This window comes from Nonomuraea wenchangensis (genome assembly GCF_900111685.1).
GTDB lineage: Bacteria > Actinomycetota > Actinomycetes > Streptosporangiales > Streptosporangiaceae > Nonomuraea > Nonomuraea wenchangensis.
The window spans coordinates 136,524-156,932 of sequence record NZ_FOHX01000014.1 but is presented as its reverse complement, the minus strand read 5'-3'; the positions used below and the strand labels follow the sequence as shown (position 1 = coordinate 156,932).

Below are 20,409 nucleotides of genomic sequence, written 5' to 3'. Positions count from 1 at the left end.
GCGGGTCAGGCGGCTGGGGCGACGTCGGGGGCGCGTTCGAGGTCTCCGGTCTCGGCGGCCAGCGCGGCCCGGCGGCCGAAGCCGATGACGTACGCGAGGAAGGCCGCCTCGGCGAGCACGCCGATCCCCACGCGGGCCCAGGTCGGCAGCGGCGACGGGGTGACGAACGCCTCGATCAGCCCCGACACGAACAGCACCACGACCAGCCCGAGCGCCACGCTCATCACGGCCCGCCCCTGCTCGGCCAGCACCTCCGTACGCCGGCGCGGCCCCGGGTCGATGACCGTCCAGCCGAGCCGCATGCCGACGGCCGCCGCCAGGAAGACGGCGGTCAGCTCCAGCAGCCCGTGCGGCGTGATCAGCCCGAAGAAGATGTCCAGCTTGTCGCGGGAGGCCATGAGACCGCCGGAGACGCCGACGTTGGCCGCGTTCTGGAACAGCACGTACGGGATGGGCAGCCCCAGCAGCACCGCGTAAATGATCACCTGGGCGGACACCCAGGCGTTGTTGGTCCACACCCGGCCGGCGAACGACGCCGCCGGGTTCTCCGAGTAGTAGTCGGCGAAGTCGTGCTCGACGAGCTGGGTGATCTCGTCGGGCGTGCCGATCGCGGCCTGCACGTCGGGGTTGCCCGCCACCCACGCGCCGAACACCCACGCCACCGCGATGCTCGCCAGCGAGGTGGCCAGCCACCACCACCGCGCCCGGTAGGCCACCACGGGGAACGACACCGTGAAGAACCGGACGAACTCCCGCCAGGCGGGCGCGTGCGCCCCCGTCACCGCCGACCGCGCCCGCGCCACCAGCGCCGACAGGCGGCCGGTGAGCATCGGGTCGTGCGCCGAGGAGCGGACGATCGACAGGTGCGTCGCCACCCGCTGGTAGAGGTCGACCAGCTCGTCCACCTCGGCGCCGGTCAGCGACGAGCGGTGCTTCACCAGATGGTCGAGCCTGTCCCAGGCAGGGCGGTGTGCGGCGATGAACGCGTCGATGTCCACCTGAACATTCTGGCCGCTCACTCACCTGCGCAGAGCCGTTAGGCTCCAGATATGTCGGAGGTTGTGACAGGCGACGCCGTCGTCGTCGAGGTACGCGTGGCCCAGATGCCCTCGCGCGCCCTGGCGATCGTCATCGACCTGGCCGTGCAGGTGACCGTGCTGGTGGGGGCCTACGTTCTGCTGGGGGCGTTCGCCACGGTGTCGGACCCGGCGGCGTTCGCGGCTGTCATGATCACGCTGATGGTCCTGGTGATGGTCGGCTATCCGGTGATCTTCGAGTCGGTGAGCAGAGGGCGCAGCCTCGGCAAGCTGGCGCTCGGGCTGCGGGTGGTGAGCGACGACGGCAGCCCCGAGCGGTTCAGGCAGGCGCTGTTCCGCGGGCTCGCGGGCCTGGTGGAGTTCTGGATGTTGTCCGGGGCGCCCGCGCTGATCTCCTCGCTGGTCTCGCAGCGGGGCAAGCGGCTCGGCGACATCTTCGCCGGCACGATCGTCATCTCCGACCGGGCGCCGCGGCAGAGCGGGCAGGCCGTCCAGATGCCGCCGCCGCTCGCCGCGTGGGCGGCCACGCTGGAGCTGTCGCGGCTGCCTGACGAGGTGGCGCAGGCGGCCCGCCAATACCTGCTGCGCTGGCACGACCTGTCGCCGCAGGCCAGGCACGAGATGGGGATGCGGATCGCCGCCCAGACCGCGGCGTTCGTCTCGCCCGCCGCGCCGGCCGGGGTGCCTCCGTACGCCTATCTGAGCGCCGTGCTGGCCGAGCGCCGCCGCCGCGAGGAGGCCCGGCTGGCGCTGCGGGCCGGCATCGCGGCCGGGCCACAGGCGCCACGCCCCTCGCACCCTGCGCCGCCCCCACCCCCGCCCTCCTACGCACCCCCGCCCCAGCCCTCCTACGCACCCCCGCCTCAGCCCTCCTACGCACCCCCGCCGAACTCCTACGCTCCCCCACCGCCCCCTCCGGGCCCTGGGGCGGGTGTCACGCCGGGCGGGTTCGCGCCCCCGCAATGACGGACGGCGACCGCCCCGGTGAGGGGACGGCCGCCGCCGCTCAGCGGGTCGGGGTCAGTGGCCCGGGCCGGGCCGGTACGACTCCTGGGTCTGCACGTTCAGCCGACCCGTCCGGACGTGCCGGGCGCTGTCGGTCAGCCGATCGTCGATCTTGACGATGTCCAGGCCGGCGTGGAAGTCGGCCCCGTAGATGTAGCCGTTGTAGTAGTAGGCGGACCAGATCCCGCCGCCGCTGCCGTCCGCGCGCGGACCGCGCTCGAAGTAGCCGATCTCCCTCGGGTTGGCCGCGTCGGTGAAGTCCCACACGGACAGTCCGCCCATGTACCACGCCTGCACCATGATGTCGCGGCCCTTGACCGGGATCAGCGAGCCGTTGTGCGCGACGCAGTTCTCGCTGTCGGCCTGGTAGCGCGGGATCTTGAAGTAGCTCTTGAACACGAGCTGCCCATGGACGATCTCGTAGATGGCGTCCGCGCCCCGGTTCGGGCCGGTGGCCTCGTTGCAGGTGGCCAGGCCGCCGCCGCCGAGCTCGTCGGTGAAGACGACCTTCCTGGCGTCGTTGCTGAACGTCGCCGAGTGCCAGAACGCGAAGTTCGGGTCGGTGGTGCGGGCGGTCACCCGCGGGTTGAGCCGGTCGCGGATGTCGAACAGCACGCCGTCGCCCATGCACGCGCCCGCCGCGATGTCCTTCTCGGGGTAGGCGGTGATGTCGTGGCAGCCGCTCGTGGGCAGCAGCAGGCCGGGCTGGGTCTCGTTGCCGCCGTCGGGGAAGACGACCGGGGTGGCCGCGACGGCCGCCTCGGCGGGCTTCTTCAGCGGCACCTTGATGATCGAGATCTTGTCGTGCGGCGGCTGGCAGTCCGGGAAGGTGCTGCTCGGGCTGTACGACGAGACGTACACGTAGACGTTCTTGTTCTGGTCACGGCCCTTGCCCGGCACGAGGGTCAGGGTGTGGGAGCCGCAGTTCGTCTCGACCGACTTGATGTAGCGCGGATTCGCCTTGTCGGAGATGTCGAAGATGCGGACGCCCTCCCACGCCTCCTTGTGGTCGGCGCTCAGGGCCGTGCTGTTGCACGAGTCGTCGCTGCGGGAGGAGTCGACGGCGCTGAACAGCAGGTTGCCGTACACGCTGACGTCCATCTGCGAGCCTGGGCAGACGACGGAGCTGACCGGTTTCGCCCGCTTCGGGTCGCGGATGTCGTAGATGGAGAAGCCGCCGTAGTTGCCGACGTAGGCGTAGCCGTCCTGGAAGGCGAGGTCGGTGTTGATGGTGGCGGCGAGCGGGGCGGGCTTCGGGATGTTGAGCACGTGGGTGACGTTCCCGCTGGTGACGACGGCGTCGGCGGGCGGGATGTCGGCAGTGGTCGCGGTGGCGGTCGCGGGGGTCGCGGTCAGCGACAGGACGAAGGCCGCCGCGACCGCCGCTAGGGAGCGGCGGCGCGGGGTGGACACTCGGGAGCCTCCTTGACGTCAGTGACCGTGGCCGGGGCCGGGCCCGTGGCCGTGGTCCGGGTAGCTCTCCTGCGTCTGCGCGTTGAGCAGGCGCGACTTGACGCTGTTCGCCTGGTTCGTCCGCGGGTCGTTGATCTTCAGCACGTCCAGGCCGAGGTTGAAGTCGGAGCCGTAGATGTAGCCGTTGTAGTAGTACGCCGACCAGAAGCCGCCGCTCAGCGCCGGGGCGGTGTCGTCAGGGCCGCGCTCGAAGAAGGCGATCTCCTTGGCGTTGGCCGAGTCGGTGAAGTCGACCACCGAGATGCCGCCCTGGTACCACGCCTGCACCATGATGTCGCGGCCCTTGACCGGGATGAGCGAGCCGTTGTGCGCGACGCAGTTCTCGCTGTCGGCCTGGTGGCGGGCGATCTTGAAGTAGCCCTTGAAGACGAGCTGCCCTTGGACGATGTCGTAGTAGGCGTTGGCGCCCCGGTTCGGGCCGATGGCCTCGTTGCAGGTGGCCCTGGTGCCGCCGCCGAGCTCGTCGGTGAAGATCACCTTGGTGCCGGAGTTGTTGAACGTGGCGGAGTGCCAGAAGGCGAAGTTCGTCTCGTCGCGCACCTGGGCGGTGACCCTGGGCCGCTCGGGGTCGCGGATGTCGAGCAGGATGCCGTCACCCATGCAGGCGCCGGCGGCGATGCCCTTCTCCGGGTAGGCCGTGATGTCGTGGCAGCCGGTCGTGGCCGACTTGCCGTTGGGGTAGCTGCCCGGCACGCCGCCGAAACCGCCGTCGGGGAACAGGTTGGGCGTGGCGATCACGGACGCGGCCGTCGGGTTCCGCAGCGGGACCTTGATGATCGAGATCAGGTCGTGCGGCGGCTGGCAGTCGGGGAAGGCCGCGCTCGGGCTGTAGGAGGAGACGTAGACGTAGACGTTCTCGCCCCTGCGGTCGGGCACCAGCGTGTGGGTGTGGGAGCCGCAGTTGGTCTCGACCGACTTGATGTAGCGCGGGTTGGCCTTGTCGGAGATGTCGAAGATGCGCATGCCCTCCCACGACTCCTTGACGCTGGCGGGCTGCGAGGTGCTGCCGCACGAGTCGTCGTTGCGTGAGGAGTCGACGGAGCCGAACAGCAGGTTGCCGTAGACCGACACGTCCATCTGGCCGCCGGGGCAGACCACCGAGCTGACCAGCCGCGTCTTCTTCGGGTTCTTGATGTCGTAGACGGAGAACCCGTAGTAGTTGCCCACGTAGGCGTAGTCGCCCTGGAACGCCATGTCGGTGTGGATGTCGGCGAGCGCCTCGGGCTTCGGCACGTTCGTGACGTGTGTGATGTTGGGGCTCATGACGATCTCGCCGGGAGCCGGGATGTCCTCGGCCTGGGCGGGCACGGTGGTGCCAGCCAGCGCCACGACCGCCGCGAACAGGATCAGGGCCCTGCGGGGGCTTAACACCGGTGAATCCTCCTATAAAGGGAGCATAAATCTACGTCATCTTGACGCGCCGGAGCCCCGCTAGCCAGCGTCCAAACTGTCAATTTTTGTTCCGATTCGCCCTCTTTCCATCCACCTGTCATTGGCTTAGAGTGCGCATTCTCTACACCCTCAGTCAGGGAGGCTGGGTGCGCTCCGCGCTCAACGTCATCGCAGGCACGCTCGTCACCTTCGCCGGCATCGCGCTCTCCGGCTGCTCATCCTCCCCACCCCCGGCCCCACGGGCGGACTCGACCGCGCCCGTGATCGCCCCCGGACGTCCCGGCGAGCAGGCGAGGACGCTCGGCCCCGGCGAGGCCGCCACCGCCGTGCCCTCGCCGACCGCGAACGCCGCCGACGTCATCTACGTCCAGGACATGATCGTTCATCACCGCCAGGCGCTCGACATGGCGCTGCTGGCGCCGAGCCGGGCGCAGTCGGCCAAGGTGAAGGGCATGGCCGACCGGATCAAGGCCGCCCAGGGCCCGGAGATCCAGTACATGACGGGCTGGCTGCGCGAGCAGGGTCAGAAGGAGCCCGGCCACCACGCCGCGCACGACGGGATGGCGGGGATGGCCACCCCGGAGCAGCTGGACGCGCTGAAGGCGGCCAAGGGCACCGCCTTCGACCGGATGTTCCTGCAGCTCATGATCAACCACCACCTGGGCGCGATCAAGATGTGCGAGCAGGTGCTGAGCAGCGGCTCGCACATGCGGATCGAGGAGCTGGCGAGCGAGGTCAGCGTCGAGCAGACCGCCGAGATCCGCCGCATGCAGCAGATCGAGCGCGAGCTCCCGCCCGCCTGAGCCCGGCTCAGGAGGCCCGGCTCAGGCGGTTCAGGAGCCCCGCTTCAGGAGCCCACGCGCCAGGAGTGCAGGTAGTCCTCCTGCTCGTCGGTCAGCCGGTCGATGCCGATGCCGGCCGCGGCCAGCTTGAGCCTGGCCACCTCGTGGTCGATCTCCTCCGGGACGTCGTACACGCCGGGCGCGAGGCCGGCGCGCTCGGCGGCCAGCCACTCCACGGCGAGGGCCTGCGCGGAGAACGACATGTCCATCACGGCGGCCGGATGCCCCTCGGCCGCCGTGAGGTTGACCAGCCGGCCCTCGGCCAGCAACAGGAGGCGGCGGCCGTCGGGCATGACGTACTGGTCGGTGTTGGGGCGGACGCCGCGCTGCACCTCGCCGGCCAGCTCGTCCAGCGCCCGCACGTCGATCTCCACGTCGAAGTGCCCCGCGTTGGCCAGGATCGCCCCGTCCTTCATGACCGACAGGTGCTCGGCCCTGATCACGTCGCGGTTGCCGGTCACCGTGACGAACAGGTCGCCGAGCAGCGCGGCCTGCGCCATCGGCCGCACCTCGTAGCCCTGGAGGGTCGCGTCGAGCGCCTTGACCGCGTCGATCTCGGTCACGATCACCCGCGCCCCGAACCCCTTGGCCCGCTCGGCCACGCCCCGCCCGCAGTAGCCGAAGCCGGCCACGACCACCGTACGGCCCGCGAGCAGCGTGTTCGTGGCCCGCATGATGCCGTCCAGGGTGGACTGGCCGGTGCCGTACCTGTTGTCGAACATGCGCTTGGTGCGCGTGTCGTTGACGGCCACGACGGGGAAGCGCAGCGCCCCCTCCGCCGCCATCTGGCGCAGCCGGATGATGCCGGTCGTGGTCTCCTCACAGCCGCCGCCCACCCGCTCCAGCAGGTCGGTGCGCTCGGTGTGCAGGATGTTGACCAGGTCACAGCCGTCGTCGAGCACGAGATCGGGCCCCACGTCGAGAGCCCGGTGGATGTGCCGGTAGTAGGCGGCCCGGTCGACGCCCGCGCGGGCGTGCACCCCGATCCCGTAACCACGCAGCGCCTCGGCCACGTCGTCCTGGGTGGACAGCGGGTTGGAGGCGGCCAGGGCGATCTCCGCCCCGCCCGCCCGCAGCGCCCCCATCAGCACGGCCGTCTCGGCCGTGACGTGCAGGCAGGCCGCGATCTTCAGTCCGGCGAGCGGTCGTTCGAGCGCGAACCGCTCGCCGATGGCGGTGAGCACCGGCATCGAGCGGGCGGCCCAGGAGATCTGCCGCTCGCCGCTTTCCCTCAGGTCCATGGCCTGCCGCGGCGGATCAGTAGCGGTAGTGGTCGGACTTGTACGGACCCTCGACGTGCACGCCGATGTAGGCGGCCTGCTCCTTCGTCAGCTCGGTGAGCTTGACGCCGAGCGCGTCGAGGTGCAGCCGCGCGACCTTCTCGTCGAGGTGCTTGGGCAGCGTGTAGACCCCGATCGGGTAGTCGGCGGTCTTGGCGAACAGCTCGATCTGCGCGATCACCTGGTTGGTGAACGAGTTGGACATGACGAAGCTGGGGTGGCCGGTGGCGCAGCCCAGGTTCATCAGCCGGCCCTCGGCGAGCACGATGATCGAGTGGCCGTCGGCGAAGACCCACTCGTCGACCTGCGGCTTGATGTTGTTCTTCACGATGCCGGGCAGCTTGGCGAGGCCGGCCATGTCGATCTCGTTGTCGAAGTGGCCGATGTTGGAGACGATCGCCTGGTGCTTCATCCTCGCCATGTGCTCGGCGGTGATGATGTTGAAGTTGCCGGTGGCGGTCACGAAGATGTCGGCGATGCCGACGACCTCGTCCAGGGTGGTGACCTGGAAGCCGTCCATGGCGGCCTGGAGGGCGCAGATCGGGTCGATCTCGGTGACGATGACGCGGGCGCCCTGGCCGCGCAGCGCGTCGGCGCAGCCCTTGCCGACGTCGCCGTAGCCGCAGACCACCGCGACCTTGCCGCCGATGAGCACGTCGGTGGCGCGGTTGAGGCCGTCGATGACGGAGTGGCGGCAGCCGTACTTGTTGTCGAACTTCGACTTGGTGACCGAGTCGTTGACGTTGATCGCCGGGAAGAGGAGCTGGCCGTTCTTGTGCATCTCGTACAGGCGGTGCACGCCGGTGGTGGTCTCCTCCGTCACGCCCTTGATGCTCTCGGCGATGCGGGTCCACCGCTTGTCGGCGCCGACCGTACGGGTGAGCAGGTCGACGATGACGTGCCACTCCTCCGGGTCGTCGGCCGTGGCGGGCGGGACGGCGCCGGCCTTCTCGTACTCGGCGCCCTTGTGCACGAGGAGCGTGGCGTCGCCGCCGTCGTCGAGGATCATGTTGGGGGCGTCACCGCCGGGCCAGGTGAGCGCCTGCTCGGTGCACCACCAGTATTCCTCCAGCGTCTCGCCCTTCCAGGCGAACACCGGGACGCCCTTCGGGTCCTCCGGGGTGCCGTCGGGGCCGACGACCACCGCGGCGGCGGCGTGGTCCTGGGTGGAGAAGATGTTGCAGCTCACCCAGCGGACCTCGGCGCCGAGGGCGACCAGCGTCTCGATGAGGACGGCGGTCTGGATCGTCATGTGCAGGGAGCCCATGATCTTCGCGCCGCGAAGGGGCTGGGAGGCCGCGTATTCCTTGCGGATCGCCATCAGGCCGGGCATCTCGTGCTCGGCGAGCCGGATCTCCTTACGGCCGAAGTCGGCAAGTGAAAGGTCTGCGACCTTGAAGTCCATGGGTTTCCCCTCGCGCTGACGAATGATTGTCGCGAGAAGTCTAGGCGGCGCCGGGCGGCGGCCGCATCCGTGGGACGTCGAAACTGACGTAAGAATGTAAGGATGCGCATCACGGAAGCGGCCAGACGGCTCGGCATGTCCCCACGAATGCTCCGATACCGGGAGGCACTGGGCCTGCTGCCGCCCGTGCGGGAGCAGGGCGCGCACCGCCGGTTCGGGCCCGAGGAGCTGGCCGCGGTGGCGCAGGGGGTGGAGCTGGAGAAGCGGTTCGACGTCTCGCCGGCCGAGCTGGCGTTCGCGCTGCGGGTGCTGAGCGAGCCCGCGGTGGCCGCCGCGGTGCGCGACCTCGGGGTGCGGATCGGGCGCATCCCGGTGCCGCGCAGGGCCCTCGACTTCGAGAAGGAGAAGGCCCTGCGCCTGCTGCGCCCGGGAAACCGCCCGTCAGGCGGGTGAGGGAATCAGAGGGATCAGTTCGCGGCCGGCGTGCGCAGGCGGTCGAGGTCGGGCTCCAGGTAGATGACCCGGGCGATCGGCTCCGCCTCGCGGATGCGCCGCTCGGCCTCGTCGATGCCGCGCGCCACCTCGGCCGCCGTGTCGTTGTGCTCGACCGCGATCTTCGCCGCCACCAGCAGCTCCTCCGGGCCGAGGTGCAGCGTGCGCATGTGGATGATCCGCTCCACCTCGGGCGCGCTCTCCAGCGCGGCGCGGATGCGGGCCTCCACGTCGGGCGAGGCACCCTCGCCGACCAGCAGCGACTTGGTCTCCATGGCCAGCACGACCGCGATGATCGCCAGCAGCACGCCGATCATCATGGTGCCGATGCCGTCCCAGATGCCGTCGCCGGTGACGACCGCCATCGTGACGCCGAACAGCGCGAAGATGAGGCCGAGCAGCGCGCCGAGGTCCTCCAGCAGGATGACGGGCAGCTCGGGCGACTTCGACCGGCGCACGAACGCCACCCACGACTGCTTGCCGCGCACCGCGTTCGATTCCTTGATCGCGGTGCGGAACGAGAAGCCCTCCGCGATGATCGCGAAGATGAGCACCCCGAAGGCCCAGATGGGCGACGCGACTTCCGTCGGCTCAGAGATCTTGTGCCAGCCCTCGTAGAGCGAGAAGGCGGCGCCGATCGTGAACAGCACCACCGCGACCACGAAGGCGTAGAAATAGCGCTCGCGGCCGTAGCCGAAGGGGTGCTCCTTCGTGCTGGCCCGCGCCGCCCGCTTGCCGCCGATCAGCAGCAACACCTGGTTGCCCGAGTCGGCGACGGAGTGGATGCCCTCCGCCAGCATCGACGACGATCCGGTGAACGCCGCCGCCACGAACTTGGCCACGGCGATGGCCAGGTTGGCGGTCAGGGCCGCAATGATCGCTTTTGTTCCGCCGCTCGCGCTCACCGGTCTTCTCCACTCATAGGCTTGAGACTTGGAGAGGATCCTATTGGGAGATTCTTGCCCTGAGTTCTGTGATCGCCGACACAGAAGTCGGATCGATGCCGTAACCCAGCGCGAGATAGGCGCTGGCGTAGTCGCCGAGCCCGATCAGCGAGGCCATCCGCTCCAGCGGGTGCGCGCCCTCGGCGACCAGCTCGGTCACGGGCACGTCCCGGTCGCGGGCCAGCCGCAGCGCCGCCTCGCGCTGCCGCGTCACCTGGGGATGCTCCTCGACGTCACGCAGGACCACGAGCCGGAGGGTGCGGCCGGAGGTGTCGGCGAAGATGTCGCGCTCGGCCATCGGGCCGTCGAACACGGCCACCTGGTTGTGGCCCGCCTCGGGCAGCTCTCCGTAGATCGCCGGATATTTCGCGTTGGCGCCGAGCTGGCCGGTCAGCCGGGCCGCCGCCACCCGCGTGACCGCCGACGTGCCCCAGATCACCGGCACGCTCTCGGCGAGGTCCATCGCGAGGGCCTTGCCGGGGTTGATGAAGGTGTCGCTGGACGGCCGGCACCGGTGCGCCATGTCCTCCAGCGAGCTCGCCACCCGCTCGTACAGGCCGGGCTCGACGCTCACCAGCCGCAGCGCGGCGGCGGCCACGACGACCGGGATCGCCAGCAGCCACAGGTTGGCCCGTGACTGGCCCTTGACCGGCACCGCCACATAGGTCGCCGACGCCTGCAGGGCGATCGCCTCCAGCGGGGAGCCCGCGGGCCCCACGCCGAGCAGCGTGCAGCCGCGCCGGACGGCCTGCGTGGCCACCGACACGGTCTCCTCGGTGTCGCCCGAGCCGGACACGGCGATGACGAGATCGGTCGCGCCCACCCAGCCAGGGAGCTGGTAGGAGCGCAGGGTCACGATCGGCAGCGGCACACCTGAGCCGGCCACGGCCGCGAGCAGGTCGCCGGCGATGCCCGAGCCGCCCATGCCCGCCACCACGATCGCCCGCGGCCGCCCGTGGGCGGTCAGCCGGTCGAGGTGGGCCTCGGCGGCCACGCGGGCGCCGGTGCGGACCTGCGCCGCGGACGCGGCGACCGCGGGCAGCATGCCGGAGGGGTCGGCCTCGCTCAGATGAGCCTGGTCGTCGAGCCTGTCCGGCTCCCAGGTCACGGCTTCCTGGCCTCGTCTACGAGCAGAACGGGGATGTCATCCCGGACGGGGTAGACCAGGCCGCAACCCGTGCAGGCCAGCTCCTCGGACTCGGACTCGGCGCGCAGGGGCGCCTTGCACGCCGGACAGGCCAGGATCTCCAGCAGCCAGTCGTCGATCTTCACAAGCTCACCTATCTCGCTTTCCGTCACCAGCTTGACCGTAACACCACGGCGCGGCACTCAGGCGGGCTGAGCCTGCCCGGTCCTCGTCGGCGGATCAACCGACGGACACCGCGCCGTCGCGTCCTTCTCGCGCGAGGAAGTCTGCCACGAACTCCGCGGTCTGCTCCCAGCCCTCGACGGCCACGCACTCCACGCCCATCCGCTTGACCGGGTAGTCGTTGCCGCCCTCGTCGAGCCGGTCGCCGACGAAGAGCACGTCGCCGATCGACAGGTCGAGGGCTTCGAGCAGGCGGCCGATGCCGTACGCCTTGTCGACGCCCTGCCGGGTGATGTCGACCGACGTCGAGCCGCCGCCGCGGACCTCCAGCGCCGGCAGTTGCTCGGAGACCCGCGCGCACAGCAGGCGGCGCTTGGCGCCGTCGGGGTCCCAGGCGTATTTGGCGTTGGGCGGGGCCTGCTGACCGAGGGCCGAGAAGGTGATCTGGCTGCCGCGGTCCTCGATGATGTCGCCCCAGGTGTCGTCGCTCCAGAGGCCGAGCTCCTTGGCGGACCGGGTGAGCACCTCGATGATCTCCGCCTTCTCGGACTCGGCGAAGTCCTCGGCGTAGACCAGGGACCAGTCGCCGTCCTTCCAGCGGTAGTAGCGGGTGCCGCAGGTCGGCATGAGATGCAGCCGGGCACGTTGCCTGTCGTCGATGGGCAGGTGCCGCAGCACCTGGGTCTGGAACTGGGCGAACTGCCCGCCGGAGATCACGCAGACCTCGACGGCGTCGAGCAGCCGGGCCAGAAGCGCGGCCATCCGCTCGTCGATCTGGGACTTGGACACCGCCAGCGTGTCGTCCAGATCGAAGGCGACCAGGGAGAACGTGCGATTAATCGGAACTCCTACGATTGGACCGCGGACACGACCTTCGACCCTACCGGCCGGCGGGGAAGAACGCGTCTCACCTCTCGCGGTTGGGTTGAGCCGAGCGAAGGATGCGCAGGTGGCCACGCCGGCCGACCTCGACGCCGTCGCCGACCGGCTCGCCGCTGCCGGGCCGGGCCGGGCGGGCGGCCTCCCTGACGGCGTTGGCCAGGGCTTCGAGGTCGTCAGAGCTGGGTGAGGCGCCGTCCGTGGGCAGCCGCACGACCTCCCAGCCACGGGGAGCGGTCAGCCGTTCGGCGTGTTCGGCGCACAGGTCGTAGCAGTGTGGCTCCGCGTACGTCGCCAGGGGGCCGAGAACAGCGGTCGAGTCGGCGTATACGTACGTGAGCGTGAAGACGGCAGGCTGGCTGCAGGCGGTGCGGGAACAGCGGCGGACGGGGCTCACGGAGGGACCGTATCTGGTAAGAGTGCGAGGCGCCACTATCTGAGCGCTCTTAACGAGCGTGTCGCCACAATTCGGACACCTGTCTCAGCCTTTCCACCCACATGCCCCGATGACGTACCCCGGACCACCTGCCGGGATCGGCGGAAGGCCGCCGGCGGAGGCGTACGAAAGGATCACCCCTTGGCTACCCATCCCGCGAACGGCGCCGTCGTACCGTGATCGGGTGGATCGTCCCCGTACACTTGCCGTGTGACACCACGGCGCGGTCCCAGACGGCGCGATCGCCACGGTCGCGGGCTTCGCGGCCCGCTCGCCCCCTCGCACGTCCCCATGGCCAGGTCGCGCAGCGAGCGTTTCGACGACCTCGTGCTCGACGCCGTCGACCGGCTGCGTCCCCGCTGGGAACGACAGCTCTCGGCGGTGGAGTTCGCGGTGGAGGAGGTGCCGCCGCTCAGCGAGCTGGACGACGGGCCGCGCCTGACCTCCGACCCGATCCCGTTCGGCCGCGCCGACGCCGCCGACGGCCAGAGCCCGGCGGCGGTGGTCGTCTACCGCCGCCCGCTGGAGGCCAGGGCGCGCGACCGTGACACGCTCGGCGCGATGGTCCACGACACCGTGGTGGAGCAGGTCGCCACGCTGCTCGGCCTCTCCCCCGAGACCGTCGACCCGGGCTACGACGACCGCCGCTGACATCACGGCGCGACCACGCGCGGGGTGTCCGTGAGCGGGGGCAGCAGCGTCCACACGCGGGCCGGGGCCAGCGGCTGGACGGTGAGCATGAGGCCGTCCTTCAGGCGTTCCTCCAGCACCCGGCCGCCGTAGACCTCCCCGGACACCGGGGTCACCACGATCGCGAAGTCGCCGCGCGCCTTGAGCCGGACGCTCCGGGTGCGGTCGGCCGGCACGTCAACGTCGAACGGCGGCTCGGCCGCGCCCCTGGCCGGCACCACCTGGACCCGCACCTTGCCCGCCGCCCCGCCGACCGCCGTGAGCACCAGGCGGGAGCCGGCGCCGTTGCGGGCCACCGCGCTGCCCAGCTCCAGTGACGGGGTGCCGGCGGTGAAGGCGACGTCCTGGTGCTGACCGGTGCCGGTCATGACCACGCCGGCCACGATCGGCACGTTCGAGGTGAGGACGATGGCCGCGGAGGAGGCGCCGAGCCCGGTGGTGACGTCCGCCGAGACGACGCCGCCGGCCGGCACGTCCAGCGTCTCGCGCCCGCGCATCGCGTACTCGGCGTCCTCGCCGACCGCGCGCACCCGTACGACCGCGTCCGTCTCGCCGGGGGTGGCGACGAGGAGCTGACGGCCTCCGCCGCCGCCCGGGATGCCGGGCACGACCACGCGGGTGGCGGGCGCGGCGGCGGCGGGCAGCCAGTCGACGCCGCCGCTCTCCAGGGCGGCGCGGGCCGAGACGGCGACCCGGCCGAGGATCGTGGTGACGCTGACGGCCGTGATCTCGGCCGACGGCGCGAGCGTACGCAGGTCGATCACGCGCTGCCGGCCCGGCGGGACCTCCAGCCCCACGCCCTTGTCGCCGGAGACCGGGCCCTCGGGGGCGTGCACCTGCACGTCGACCAGGGCGGGGGCCTTGTCGGCGTTGGCGAGGCGGAGCACCACGTCCGCGTCGGCGGGCCCGGGGCCGAGGAGCCAGGTGACCGGGGCGGGCTCGGTGCAGCGCACGCCGGCCAGGCCGCGGTCCGCGCCCCCGGTCACGCGTACGGTGTAGCCGGCCTCCAGCGCGCCCGGCCCGTCGGTCACGTAGGGCGCGTTGCTCTTCATGGTCTCGTACGTCAGCGAGCCCGGCAGGTGGACGCCGACCTTCTCCCCCTTCGTCCCGGGGCAGACGGCGGTGACCGATTCGACCGGCACCTTGCGCGGGGCGGAGGAGGCCGGGGCCGCGGGGGCGGGGCGGGTGATCCAGGCGATCCCGTACAGGGCGGCGAGCACGACGGTCACCACCGCGAGGAGGCCGTACCTGTTCTCGACGAAGGTCCTCACGACGCCCCCGCCAGGAGGGGCGCGGCGGGGACGGGCTCGGCGGGCGCCTCCTGCGGGCTCTCGCGCCGCCCCGGCGCGGCGAGGACCACCATGACCAGCACCATCACGCCCTGAGCCCACAACCACGGCCGGTGCAGGATGCTCTCCGGCTTGACCGGCACGCGGGTGACCGGCTCGGCCAGCCGCCACAGGCCGCCGGCCTCCGACAGGCTCAGGCGCTCCAGCGAGGGCTGTGAGTCGAGGGTCCTCGCGAGCCCCGGCGGCACGGGCGGAGCCACCGCGACCATGGCGATGCCCTGCTGGGCCAGGGTGGCCGCGTCGCCGCCGCGCCCGCCGATCAGCCCTTGGGCGGCGGTGGCCACGCGGGCGGCGGCCTCGGTGGGCACGGGCAGCTCGGCCTCGCCGAGCAGCGGCGTACGGCCGTGCAGCACGGTGAAGGCGGCGCCCTTGACCACGAGGGTGCGCTCGCCGTTCTGGCTGCGCGCGGCGGCGAGTGCGGGCAGCACGTCGGGGGCGTCGCCGGTGAGCGGGCCACGTACGCCGGTGGCCACCCACCAGCCGGCGGCCAGCAGCGGCGTGCTGAAGGCCACCGCCACGACGGCGGTCGCGCCGAGCCGCCGCAGCCCGCCGCCGGCACGCATCTCGGCCAGGCGGTGCGCGGTCAGGGCGACGAGCACGACGAGCCCGGTGCCGGCGAACGCGAGCGGCACTCCCGGCCAGGTCCGCGCCCCCTCGATCTCTATGCGGCTGACCAGGATCGCGACCAGCGTCCCGTACAGGGCGACGCCCCAGCCGATGGCGACGATCGTCCGCTGGCGGCGCATGAGCAGGGCGGCCAGTGCCGTCACGAGCAGGCCCGCGGTCACCCAGAACGGCGGCAGTCCTGGCCCGCCGGGGGCGAGCATGAGCAGCGACTCGGGCGCGAGCGCGGGATCGACCAGGGCGGGGTCGTGCAGCCCGGCCTCACGCAGGATCCGGCCCGGCTCCGTCACCAGTTCGGCCAGCCAGGGGAACAGCAGCGCCACCGGCACGAGCAGCGCGATGGCGACGGACGTCACCGCGCCGCGCCGCCGCCGCACCGCGAGCGCGGCCCCGCCGAGCACCGCGACCATCGGGTACGTCAGCGGCACGAACGCCGTGCCGACCGCGAGCAGCAGCCCGAGCGCCCAGGCGGCGCGGCGGGCGCGGCGCGGCTCGGCGGACAGCAGGGTCGTGCCGAGCGAGGCGTAGACCGGCACCAGCACGAACACCACGGCCGTGCCCAGCCGCCCGGCCGCGATGGCGCCGGTCGCGACGGGCAGCAGCGCGTACGTGCCGGCCGCCCACGCCCGCGCCGGCACCGCCGGGACGACGTGCCTGGTGGCGAGGTAGGCGGTGGCTCCGGCCAGCGGCACCGAGCCGAGCAGCAGCACCGACACGGCCAGCCAGGTCTTGCCGAGCGCCAGCGTGGACAGGGCCGCGACGACCGCGACGTAAGGCGGGGCCCAGGCGTCCGAGCCGAGCCCGGCGCCGTCGTGGAAGCCTTCGGTGTAGAACGCCCACAGATCGCCCGCGCCGCCGGTGACCGGCACCAGCGCGCCCCCGCCGAGCCGGTCACCGAGGAGCAGGGAGCGTTCGGCGACCAGCGAGACGGCGGCCAGCGCGAGCATGAGGACGACGCCGGGCCGGGACAGGAACCGTTTGACCGCGCCGCTGTCGACCGGCACGAGCGCCTGCTCCTCGTCCTCGCCCGAGGCGGTGGTGGAGACGTGGTGGTGGCGGCCGGCGGAATCCACGGGCACCCCGCCGGCGAGGAAGCTCTGCACCATGTCGACCAGCCGGCGGTAGGCCGCACCCGGCGGGGTCATCAACCGCTTTACGCGTATATATCCCTTCTTGCGGCCGTAGTGGCGGGCGCGGCGCGCCCGCATCAGCCGGAACGGGTGCACCAGCACCGACCCCATCGCGACCAGCTCGTCCAGCGCGTTCGCCGGCTGCTTGCCCACGATGAACATCAGCGTGCGGAAGGCCGAGCCCAGCACGTTCCGCAGCAGCGCCCAGAGCATCGCGCGGAACGGCAGGTTCGCCATGACCACGAAGATCGCGTTACGCCGGTCGAGCCGGCGGGGATGGTCGCCGCTCACCGCGAGGCGCCGCCGCCTGCGGGCCGCCGCCTCCGCGTGCCAGGCCACGGCCGACGTCGTGACCAGCACCTTGTGCCCGGCGTTGCGGATGCGCCAGCACAGGTCGAGGTCGTCGCGGAACAACGGGAGGAACGGGTCGAGCCCGCCCACCGTCTCCCACACGTCGCGGCGGACCAGCATCCCGGCCGTGGAGACCGACATGACCTCGCGTACGCCGTCGTGCTGGCCCTGGTCGAACTCGTGCGGCTCCAGCCCGGTGTCCCTGCGCCCGGTGCGCCCGACCGTCACGCCCACCTCCAGCAGGCGGCGGCGGTCGAGCCAGTCACGCAGCTTGGGGCCGACCACGGCGGCCTTCGGCTCCTGCCCGGCCACGGCGAGCAGGGCCTCCAGCGCCCACCGGTCGGGGGCGCAGTCGTCGTGGAGCAGCCAGATCCACTCGTCGGGGCCGGCGGAGGGAAGGCGGCCGAGCGCCTCGGCGACCGACTCGGCGAAGGCCGCGGAACGGGGCAGGGAGATCACGTTGCCACGGCCGAACGCCTGGGCCAGCAGGTCGGCCGAGCCGTCCCTGCTGCCGTTGTCGACGCCGATCACGCGGTCGGGCCTGCGGCTCTGGCTCGCCAGCGCCCGCAGCGTCTCCCCGAGCCAGCGCCCGCCGTCGTGCGCGACGACGACCACGGTGACGTAGGGACGGGACATGTGCAGGTGACTCCTGGGGGGTTGATCAGGCGCGCCCACCATACATGCCGAAGCGGTCAGAAAATGCGAAAAAGGGTCACGCGGGCGGACCCACGTGACCCTTCCGCCTCTATGTCAAACGGCCTGGCGCTTGATCCGTCTGCGCTCCCGTTCGGACAGCCCACCCCAGATGCCGAACCGCTCATCGTGCTCGAGTGCGTACTCCAAACACTCCGCACGGACCTCGCACGATCGGCAGACCTTCTTGGCCTCTCGGGTGGAGCCGCCCTTCTCAGGGAAGAACGCCTCCGGATCGGTCTGCGCGCACAACGCGCGCTCCTGCCAGCCAAGTTCTTCAGCGTCAAGCTGATCCTGTGCGATGACCGGATCGGTCACTGCACACCTCCCTGCCGCCCGCCCGCAATGGAGCCCCCCATGAACGCCTTCCTTATTACCCACCCACGGGAAGGCATAACAACATGGCTGTAATTACACGCGCGTGCGCTGTCCGGCGTCAAGCGGCATGCAGGTATCCGGGGAAAGACCAGATCTCGCCCCGGTGTGCTTGGCATGTGATGTTCTCGCCCGGACGAACCCACCTCAATCATGAGGTCGCCAGGGGTCGTTCAACCTGTCAGCGGTCCGAACCGTACCAGGGCGGGATAGACGCCCGCCCGTGGCCCACCTTCTCTCTAACCGTCCATTGCCGGTTCGTTACCTGCGTGGCTCGTTGGGGGTGTATATGGCAGTCGGGTTGATCGGGTCGTCCCCGGGACGGTCCTGGTCACCGAGCGCGTCGCCACCGCGCAGCTGCGACGGGTCGAGCCGCATCGTCGACTCGCTCTGGCCCTCGTTCCACGCGGGGGCGGCGGGCGCGGCCGGAGCGGCCGGGGCCTGGTGGGACGGCTGGTAGGGGCGGGGCTCGTAGCCGCCCGGCTGCGGCTGCTGCTGTTGCTGCGGGTGACCGAAGGGGGTCTCGTACGCGCGCGACTGGTAAGTCTCCGCCTGCTGGTAGGCGTCGAGGAGCTGCTGGGAACGCGGGTCCACGGGCAGATCGGGCTCCTGGTACGCCGGCGCGCCGGGAGCTCCAGGGGCTCCGGGGGCTGCCGGGGCTCCGGTCGCGGCGAACTCGGCGCCGGAGTAGCCGGTGAGGGGGCTGCCGCCCTGCTGCGGCTGGTCGAACGCGCTCTGACCGTAGTACGCCTGCTGCTGCGGCGGCTGGAACGAGACGTTCGGCGCCGTCTCACCCGTGGGGTAGGACTGGTCGGCCGAGGGGGTGGTGAAGGAGTCCGGGGGCGCGTACGGGTTGGGGCTCTGGTGGCCGTACACGGCGGGCTGGCTGTCCGCGGGGACGTACGGGGCGGGCTGGTACTCGACGGGGGACGGGGTGTTGTAGTCGGGGGACGGCGCGGGGGTGGCGTAGTCCGGGAGGGAGTGGGCGGCGGGGGCGGCCGGGCGGTCGACGGTGGGGGCCGTGTCCGCGGGCGCGTAGGAGTGCTGCCCGAACAACTGCTGGTCCTGCCCGAACGGCTGCTGGTCCTGCCCGAACGGCTGCTGGTCCTGGCCGAAGGGCTGCTGGTCCTGGCCGTACTGCGGCTGGCTCTGCGCGAACGGCTGGTCCTGGCCGTACTGCGGCTGGCTCTGGGGGAACGGCTGCGGGTCCTGGGCGAAGCCGGGGTTGGTGCCGTATCCGCCGGCGTCCTGCACGCCGAGGCCCTGCGGGGGCGCGTAGGGCGAGTCCGCGGCCTGACCACCGAAGCCCTGATGGGGCTGCTGGGGCTGCTGGTCGGCCGGAGCGGCCGGGAGGGCTCCCCGCACCTGGGGGTACGCCTGGTCGGCGGCCTGCTGCGGCTGGGGCGCGTAGGCGGGCTGCTGGGGGTCGGCGGGCGGGGCGTACTGGCCGGGTGCGGCGTGCTGACCGGACAGCGGCTGGGGCTGGGGCTGGCCCGGCATGGGGTGCTGCCCGGACGGCGGCTGCTGACCGTAGGCGGGCAGGTGCTCAGGCTGGCCGGGGACGGGCTGTCCCGGAATCGGCTGCTGGCCGGAGAGCGGCTGCTGACCGTAGGCGGGCAGAGGCTCGGGCTGACCCGGCACGGGCTGCCCGGGGACCGGCTGCTGGCCGGAGAGGTACTGCGGGCCGGGGACGGAGTGCTGCCCCGTCGGGGGCTGCTGGCCGTAACCGCCGGCAGGCAACTCGTGCTGCGCCGCAACAGGCTGCTGCCCGTAACCGGGGGCGGGCTGCTCCTGGAGACCGTAGCCGGGGGCAGGCTGGTCCTGCGGGCCGTAGCCGGGGGCGGGCTGATCCTGCTGAGGACCATAACCGGGAGCAGGCTGCTCCTGGGGACCGTAGCCGGGAGCGGGCTGGTCCTGCGGGCCGTAACCAGGGGCGGGCTGGTCCTGGGGGGTGTGGGCGGGGTGCTGGGCGGGTGAGGGCTGGGGGGCCGGGGGCTGCTGGCCGTAGCCGGCCTGCTGGGGCTGGCCGAACGGCTGGTCCTGCGGACCGAACGCCTGGTCCTGTTGACCGAACGGCTGGTCATGCTGGCCGAAAAGCTGATCCTGCGGGCCGTACGCCTGGTCCTGCGGGCCGCCGAAGCCCTGCTGGGGCTGGCCGAAGTGGCCCTGGTAGACCGGTGCGACCGGCCGCGCGGGCAGCGCCTGCGGGATGAGGTAGACGAGCGCCACCCCCGTCAACGCCAGCCGGGGCGCCCCGAGGAGCACGAACTCGACGGTCGGCCGGGCGCCGTTCCCGGCGAACAGCCCGAGCAGCAGCGTCAGCATCCCGAACAGGGAGGCGAGCAGCAGCCCGACGGCCGCCCCGTACGTGATCGCCTTGGCCTTGTCCGACGGCGTGCCGATCTTGGTGACGAGGAGCACCGCTCCGAGCAGCAGCGCGGTCACGACCGGGTCGGTGAGTCCGAAGAAGTTCGAGACCGCGCGACCGGTGAAGGACGAGCTGGACGACGAGCCGACGAGGAGGTGCCCGATCGCCAGCAGCACGCTCGTCAGTCCGGCGACGAGCATGATCCAGGCGGCCGGCTCCCGCAGCCGCGCCACGTCAATTTTGCTCACAGCTAACCCCCAACGGACCCTTTGGCCCGAAGGGAGTTTGCCACATTACCCCGTCAAACGTCGGGCGTCCCAGCAACCCCTTACATC

General features: G+C 71.7%; 18 protein-coding genes. 4 read left to right on the top strand and 14 right to left on the bottom strand.

What is annotated here, in order from left to right:
• Positions 1-5: 5 nt before the first annotated feature.
• Positions 6-998: a stage II sporulation protein M gene (locus BMW85_RS34145; RefSeq protein ID WP_091089875.1), complete on the bottom strand. Its 993-nt coding sequence runs from the start codon at positions 996-998 to the stop codon at positions 6-8.
• Between the two features lie 51 nt (positions 999-1,049).
• Here BMW85_RS34145 and BMW85_RS34140 point away from each other — a divergent pair, with 51 nt between their 5' ends.
• A complete protein-coding gene (locus tag BMW85_RS34140; RefSeq protein ID WP_177241026.1) occupies positions 1,050-2,003 on the top strand; it encodes an RDD family protein in 954 nt (317 codons plus the stop codon).
• A 54-nt stretch (positions 2,004-2,057) separates the two neighbouring features.
• On the opposite strand, the gene BMW85_RS34135 is transcribed toward BMW85_RS34140, so the two are convergent.
• Positions 2,058-3,455, bottom strand: a complete 1,398-nt coding sequence (locus BMW85_RS34135) for an LVIVD repeat-containing protein (RefSeq protein ID WP_091089872.1) — start codon at positions 3,453-3,455, stop codon at positions 2,058-2,060.
• 18 nt (positions 3,456-3,473) lie between these two features.
• Positions 3,474-4,886, bottom strand: coding sequence for an LVIVD repeat-containing protein (locus BMW85_RS34130; protein WP_091089870.1), 1,413 nt, complete (start codon positions 4,884-4,886; stop codon positions 3,474-3,476).
• 167 nt (positions 4,887-5,053) lie between these two features.
• On the opposite strand from BMW85_RS34130, the gene BMW85_RS34125 reads away from it, so the two are divergent.
• A complete protein-coding gene (locus BMW85_RS34125) occupies positions 5,054-5,710 on the top strand; it encodes a DUF305 domain-containing protein (RefSeq protein ID WP_091089867.1) in 657 nt (218 codons plus the stop codon).
• Positions 5,711-5,754: 44 nt separating this feature from the next.
• Here BMW85_RS34125 and BMW85_RS34120 read toward each other — a convergent pair whose 3' ends face one another.
• Both BMW85_RS34120 and ahcY read right to left on the bottom strand, forming a co-directional pair.
• Entirely contained in the window at positions 5,755-6,990 is a 1,236-nt protein-coding gene (locus tag BMW85_RS34120; protein ID WP_091089865.1) for an adenosylhomocysteinase, read from the bottom strand.
• A gap of 16 nt (positions 6,991-7,006) precedes the next feature.
• On the bottom strand, positions 7,007-8,434 hold the full coding sequence (gene ahcY / locus BMW85_RS34115) for an adenosylhomocysteinase (protein WP_091089863.1): 1,428 nt from the start codon (positions 8,432-8,434) through the stop codon (positions 7,007-7,009).
• Positions 8,435-8,536: 102 nt separating this feature from the next.
• Between ahcY and BMW85_RS34110 the strand changes: the two genes are divergently transcribed.
• Positions 8,537-8,887, top strand: coding sequence for a MerR family transcriptional regulator (locus BMW85_RS34110; protein ID WP_091089860.1), 351 nt, complete (start codon positions 8,537-8,539; stop codon positions 8,885-8,887).
• A gap of 14 nt (positions 8,888-8,901) precedes the next feature.
• Here BMW85_RS34110 and BMW85_RS34105 read toward each other — a convergent pair whose 3' ends face one another.
• From BMW85_RS34105 to BMW85_RS34085, 5 genes are all read right to left on the bottom strand, one after another.
• On the bottom strand, positions 8,902-9,831 hold the full coding sequence (locus BMW85_RS34105) for a cation diffusion facilitator family transporter (protein WP_091089858.1): 930 nt from the start codon (positions 9,829-9,831) through the stop codon (positions 8,902-8,904).
• Positions 9,832-9,871: 40 nt separating this feature from the next.
• Positions 9,872-10,978: an SIS domain-containing protein gene (locus BMW85_RS34100; protein ID WP_091089855.1), complete on the bottom strand. Its 1,107-nt coding sequence runs from the start codon at positions 10,976-10,978 to the stop codon at positions 9,872-9,874.
• The gene (locus BMW85_RS34095; protein ID WP_020541353.1) at positions 10,975-11,142 is read right to left on the bottom strand and encodes a Trm112 family protein; all 168 of its coding nucleotides are present in this window, start codon (positions 11,140-11,142) and stop codon (positions 10,975-10,977) included. Before BMW85_RS34095 ends, BMW85_RS34100 begins: the two co-directional genes overlap by 4 nt.
• 94 nt (positions 11,143-11,236) lie before the next feature.
• Positions 11,237-12,136 (bottom strand): HAD-IIB family hydrolase, encoded by a 900-nt coding sequence (locus BMW85_RS34090; RefSeq protein WP_281249637.1) that lies wholly within the window; start codon positions 12,134-12,136, stop codon positions 11,237-11,239.
• The gene (locus BMW85_RS34085) at positions 12,087-12,455 is read right to left on the bottom strand and encodes a DUF3499 domain-containing protein (RefSeq protein WP_020546329.1); all 369 of its coding nucleotides are present in this window, start codon (positions 12,453-12,455) and stop codon (positions 12,087-12,089) included. Before BMW85_RS34085 ends, BMW85_RS34090 begins: the two co-directional genes overlap by 50 nt.
• Positions 12,456-12,785: 330 nt before the next feature.
• On the opposite strand from BMW85_RS34085, the gene BMW85_RS34080 reads away from it, so the two are divergent.
• Positions 12,786-13,145 carry a metallopeptidase family protein gene (locus tag BMW85_RS34080; RefSeq protein WP_218156055.1) on the top strand — a complete coding sequence of 120 codons (360 nt, stop codon included), beginning with the start codon at positions 12,786-12,788 and terminating at the stop codon, positions 13,143-13,145.
• Between the two features lie 2 nt (positions 13,146-13,147).
• On the opposite strand, the gene BMW85_RS34075 is transcribed toward BMW85_RS34080, so the two are convergent.
• The 4 genes from BMW85_RS34075 to BMW85_RS34060 form a co-directional block, all read right to left on the bottom strand.
• The gene (locus BMW85_RS34075) at positions 13,148-14,455 is read right to left on the bottom strand and encodes a DUF5719 family protein (RefSeq protein ID WP_091089849.1); all 1,308 of its coding nucleotides are present in this window, start codon (positions 14,453-14,455) and stop codon (positions 13,148-13,150) included.
• The gene (locus tag BMW85_RS34070; protein WP_091089847.1) at positions 14,452-17,274 is read right to left on the bottom strand and encodes a glycosyltransferase family 2 protein; all 2,823 of its coding nucleotides are present in this window, start codon (positions 17,272-17,274) and stop codon (positions 14,452-14,454) included. The genes BMW85_RS34075 and BMW85_RS34070 overlap by 4 nt, the downstream gene beginning before the upstream one ends.
• A 114-nt stretch (positions 17,275-17,388) precedes the next feature.
• Complete coding sequence (locus BMW85_RS34065; protein ID WP_020546325.1) at positions 17,389-17,649, bottom strand: WhiB family transcriptional regulator; 261 nt, start codon at positions 17,647-17,649, stop codon at positions 17,389-17,391.
• A 318-nt stretch (positions 17,650-17,967) separates the two neighbouring features.
• Positions 17,968-20,322 carry a hypothetical protein gene (locus tag BMW85_RS34060; RefSeq protein ID WP_143082502.1) on the bottom strand — a complete coding sequence of 785 codons (2,355 nt, stop codon included), beginning with the start codon at positions 20,320-20,322 and terminating at the stop codon, positions 17,968-17,970.
• Between the last annotated feature and the right edge of the window lie 87 nt (positions 20,323-20,409).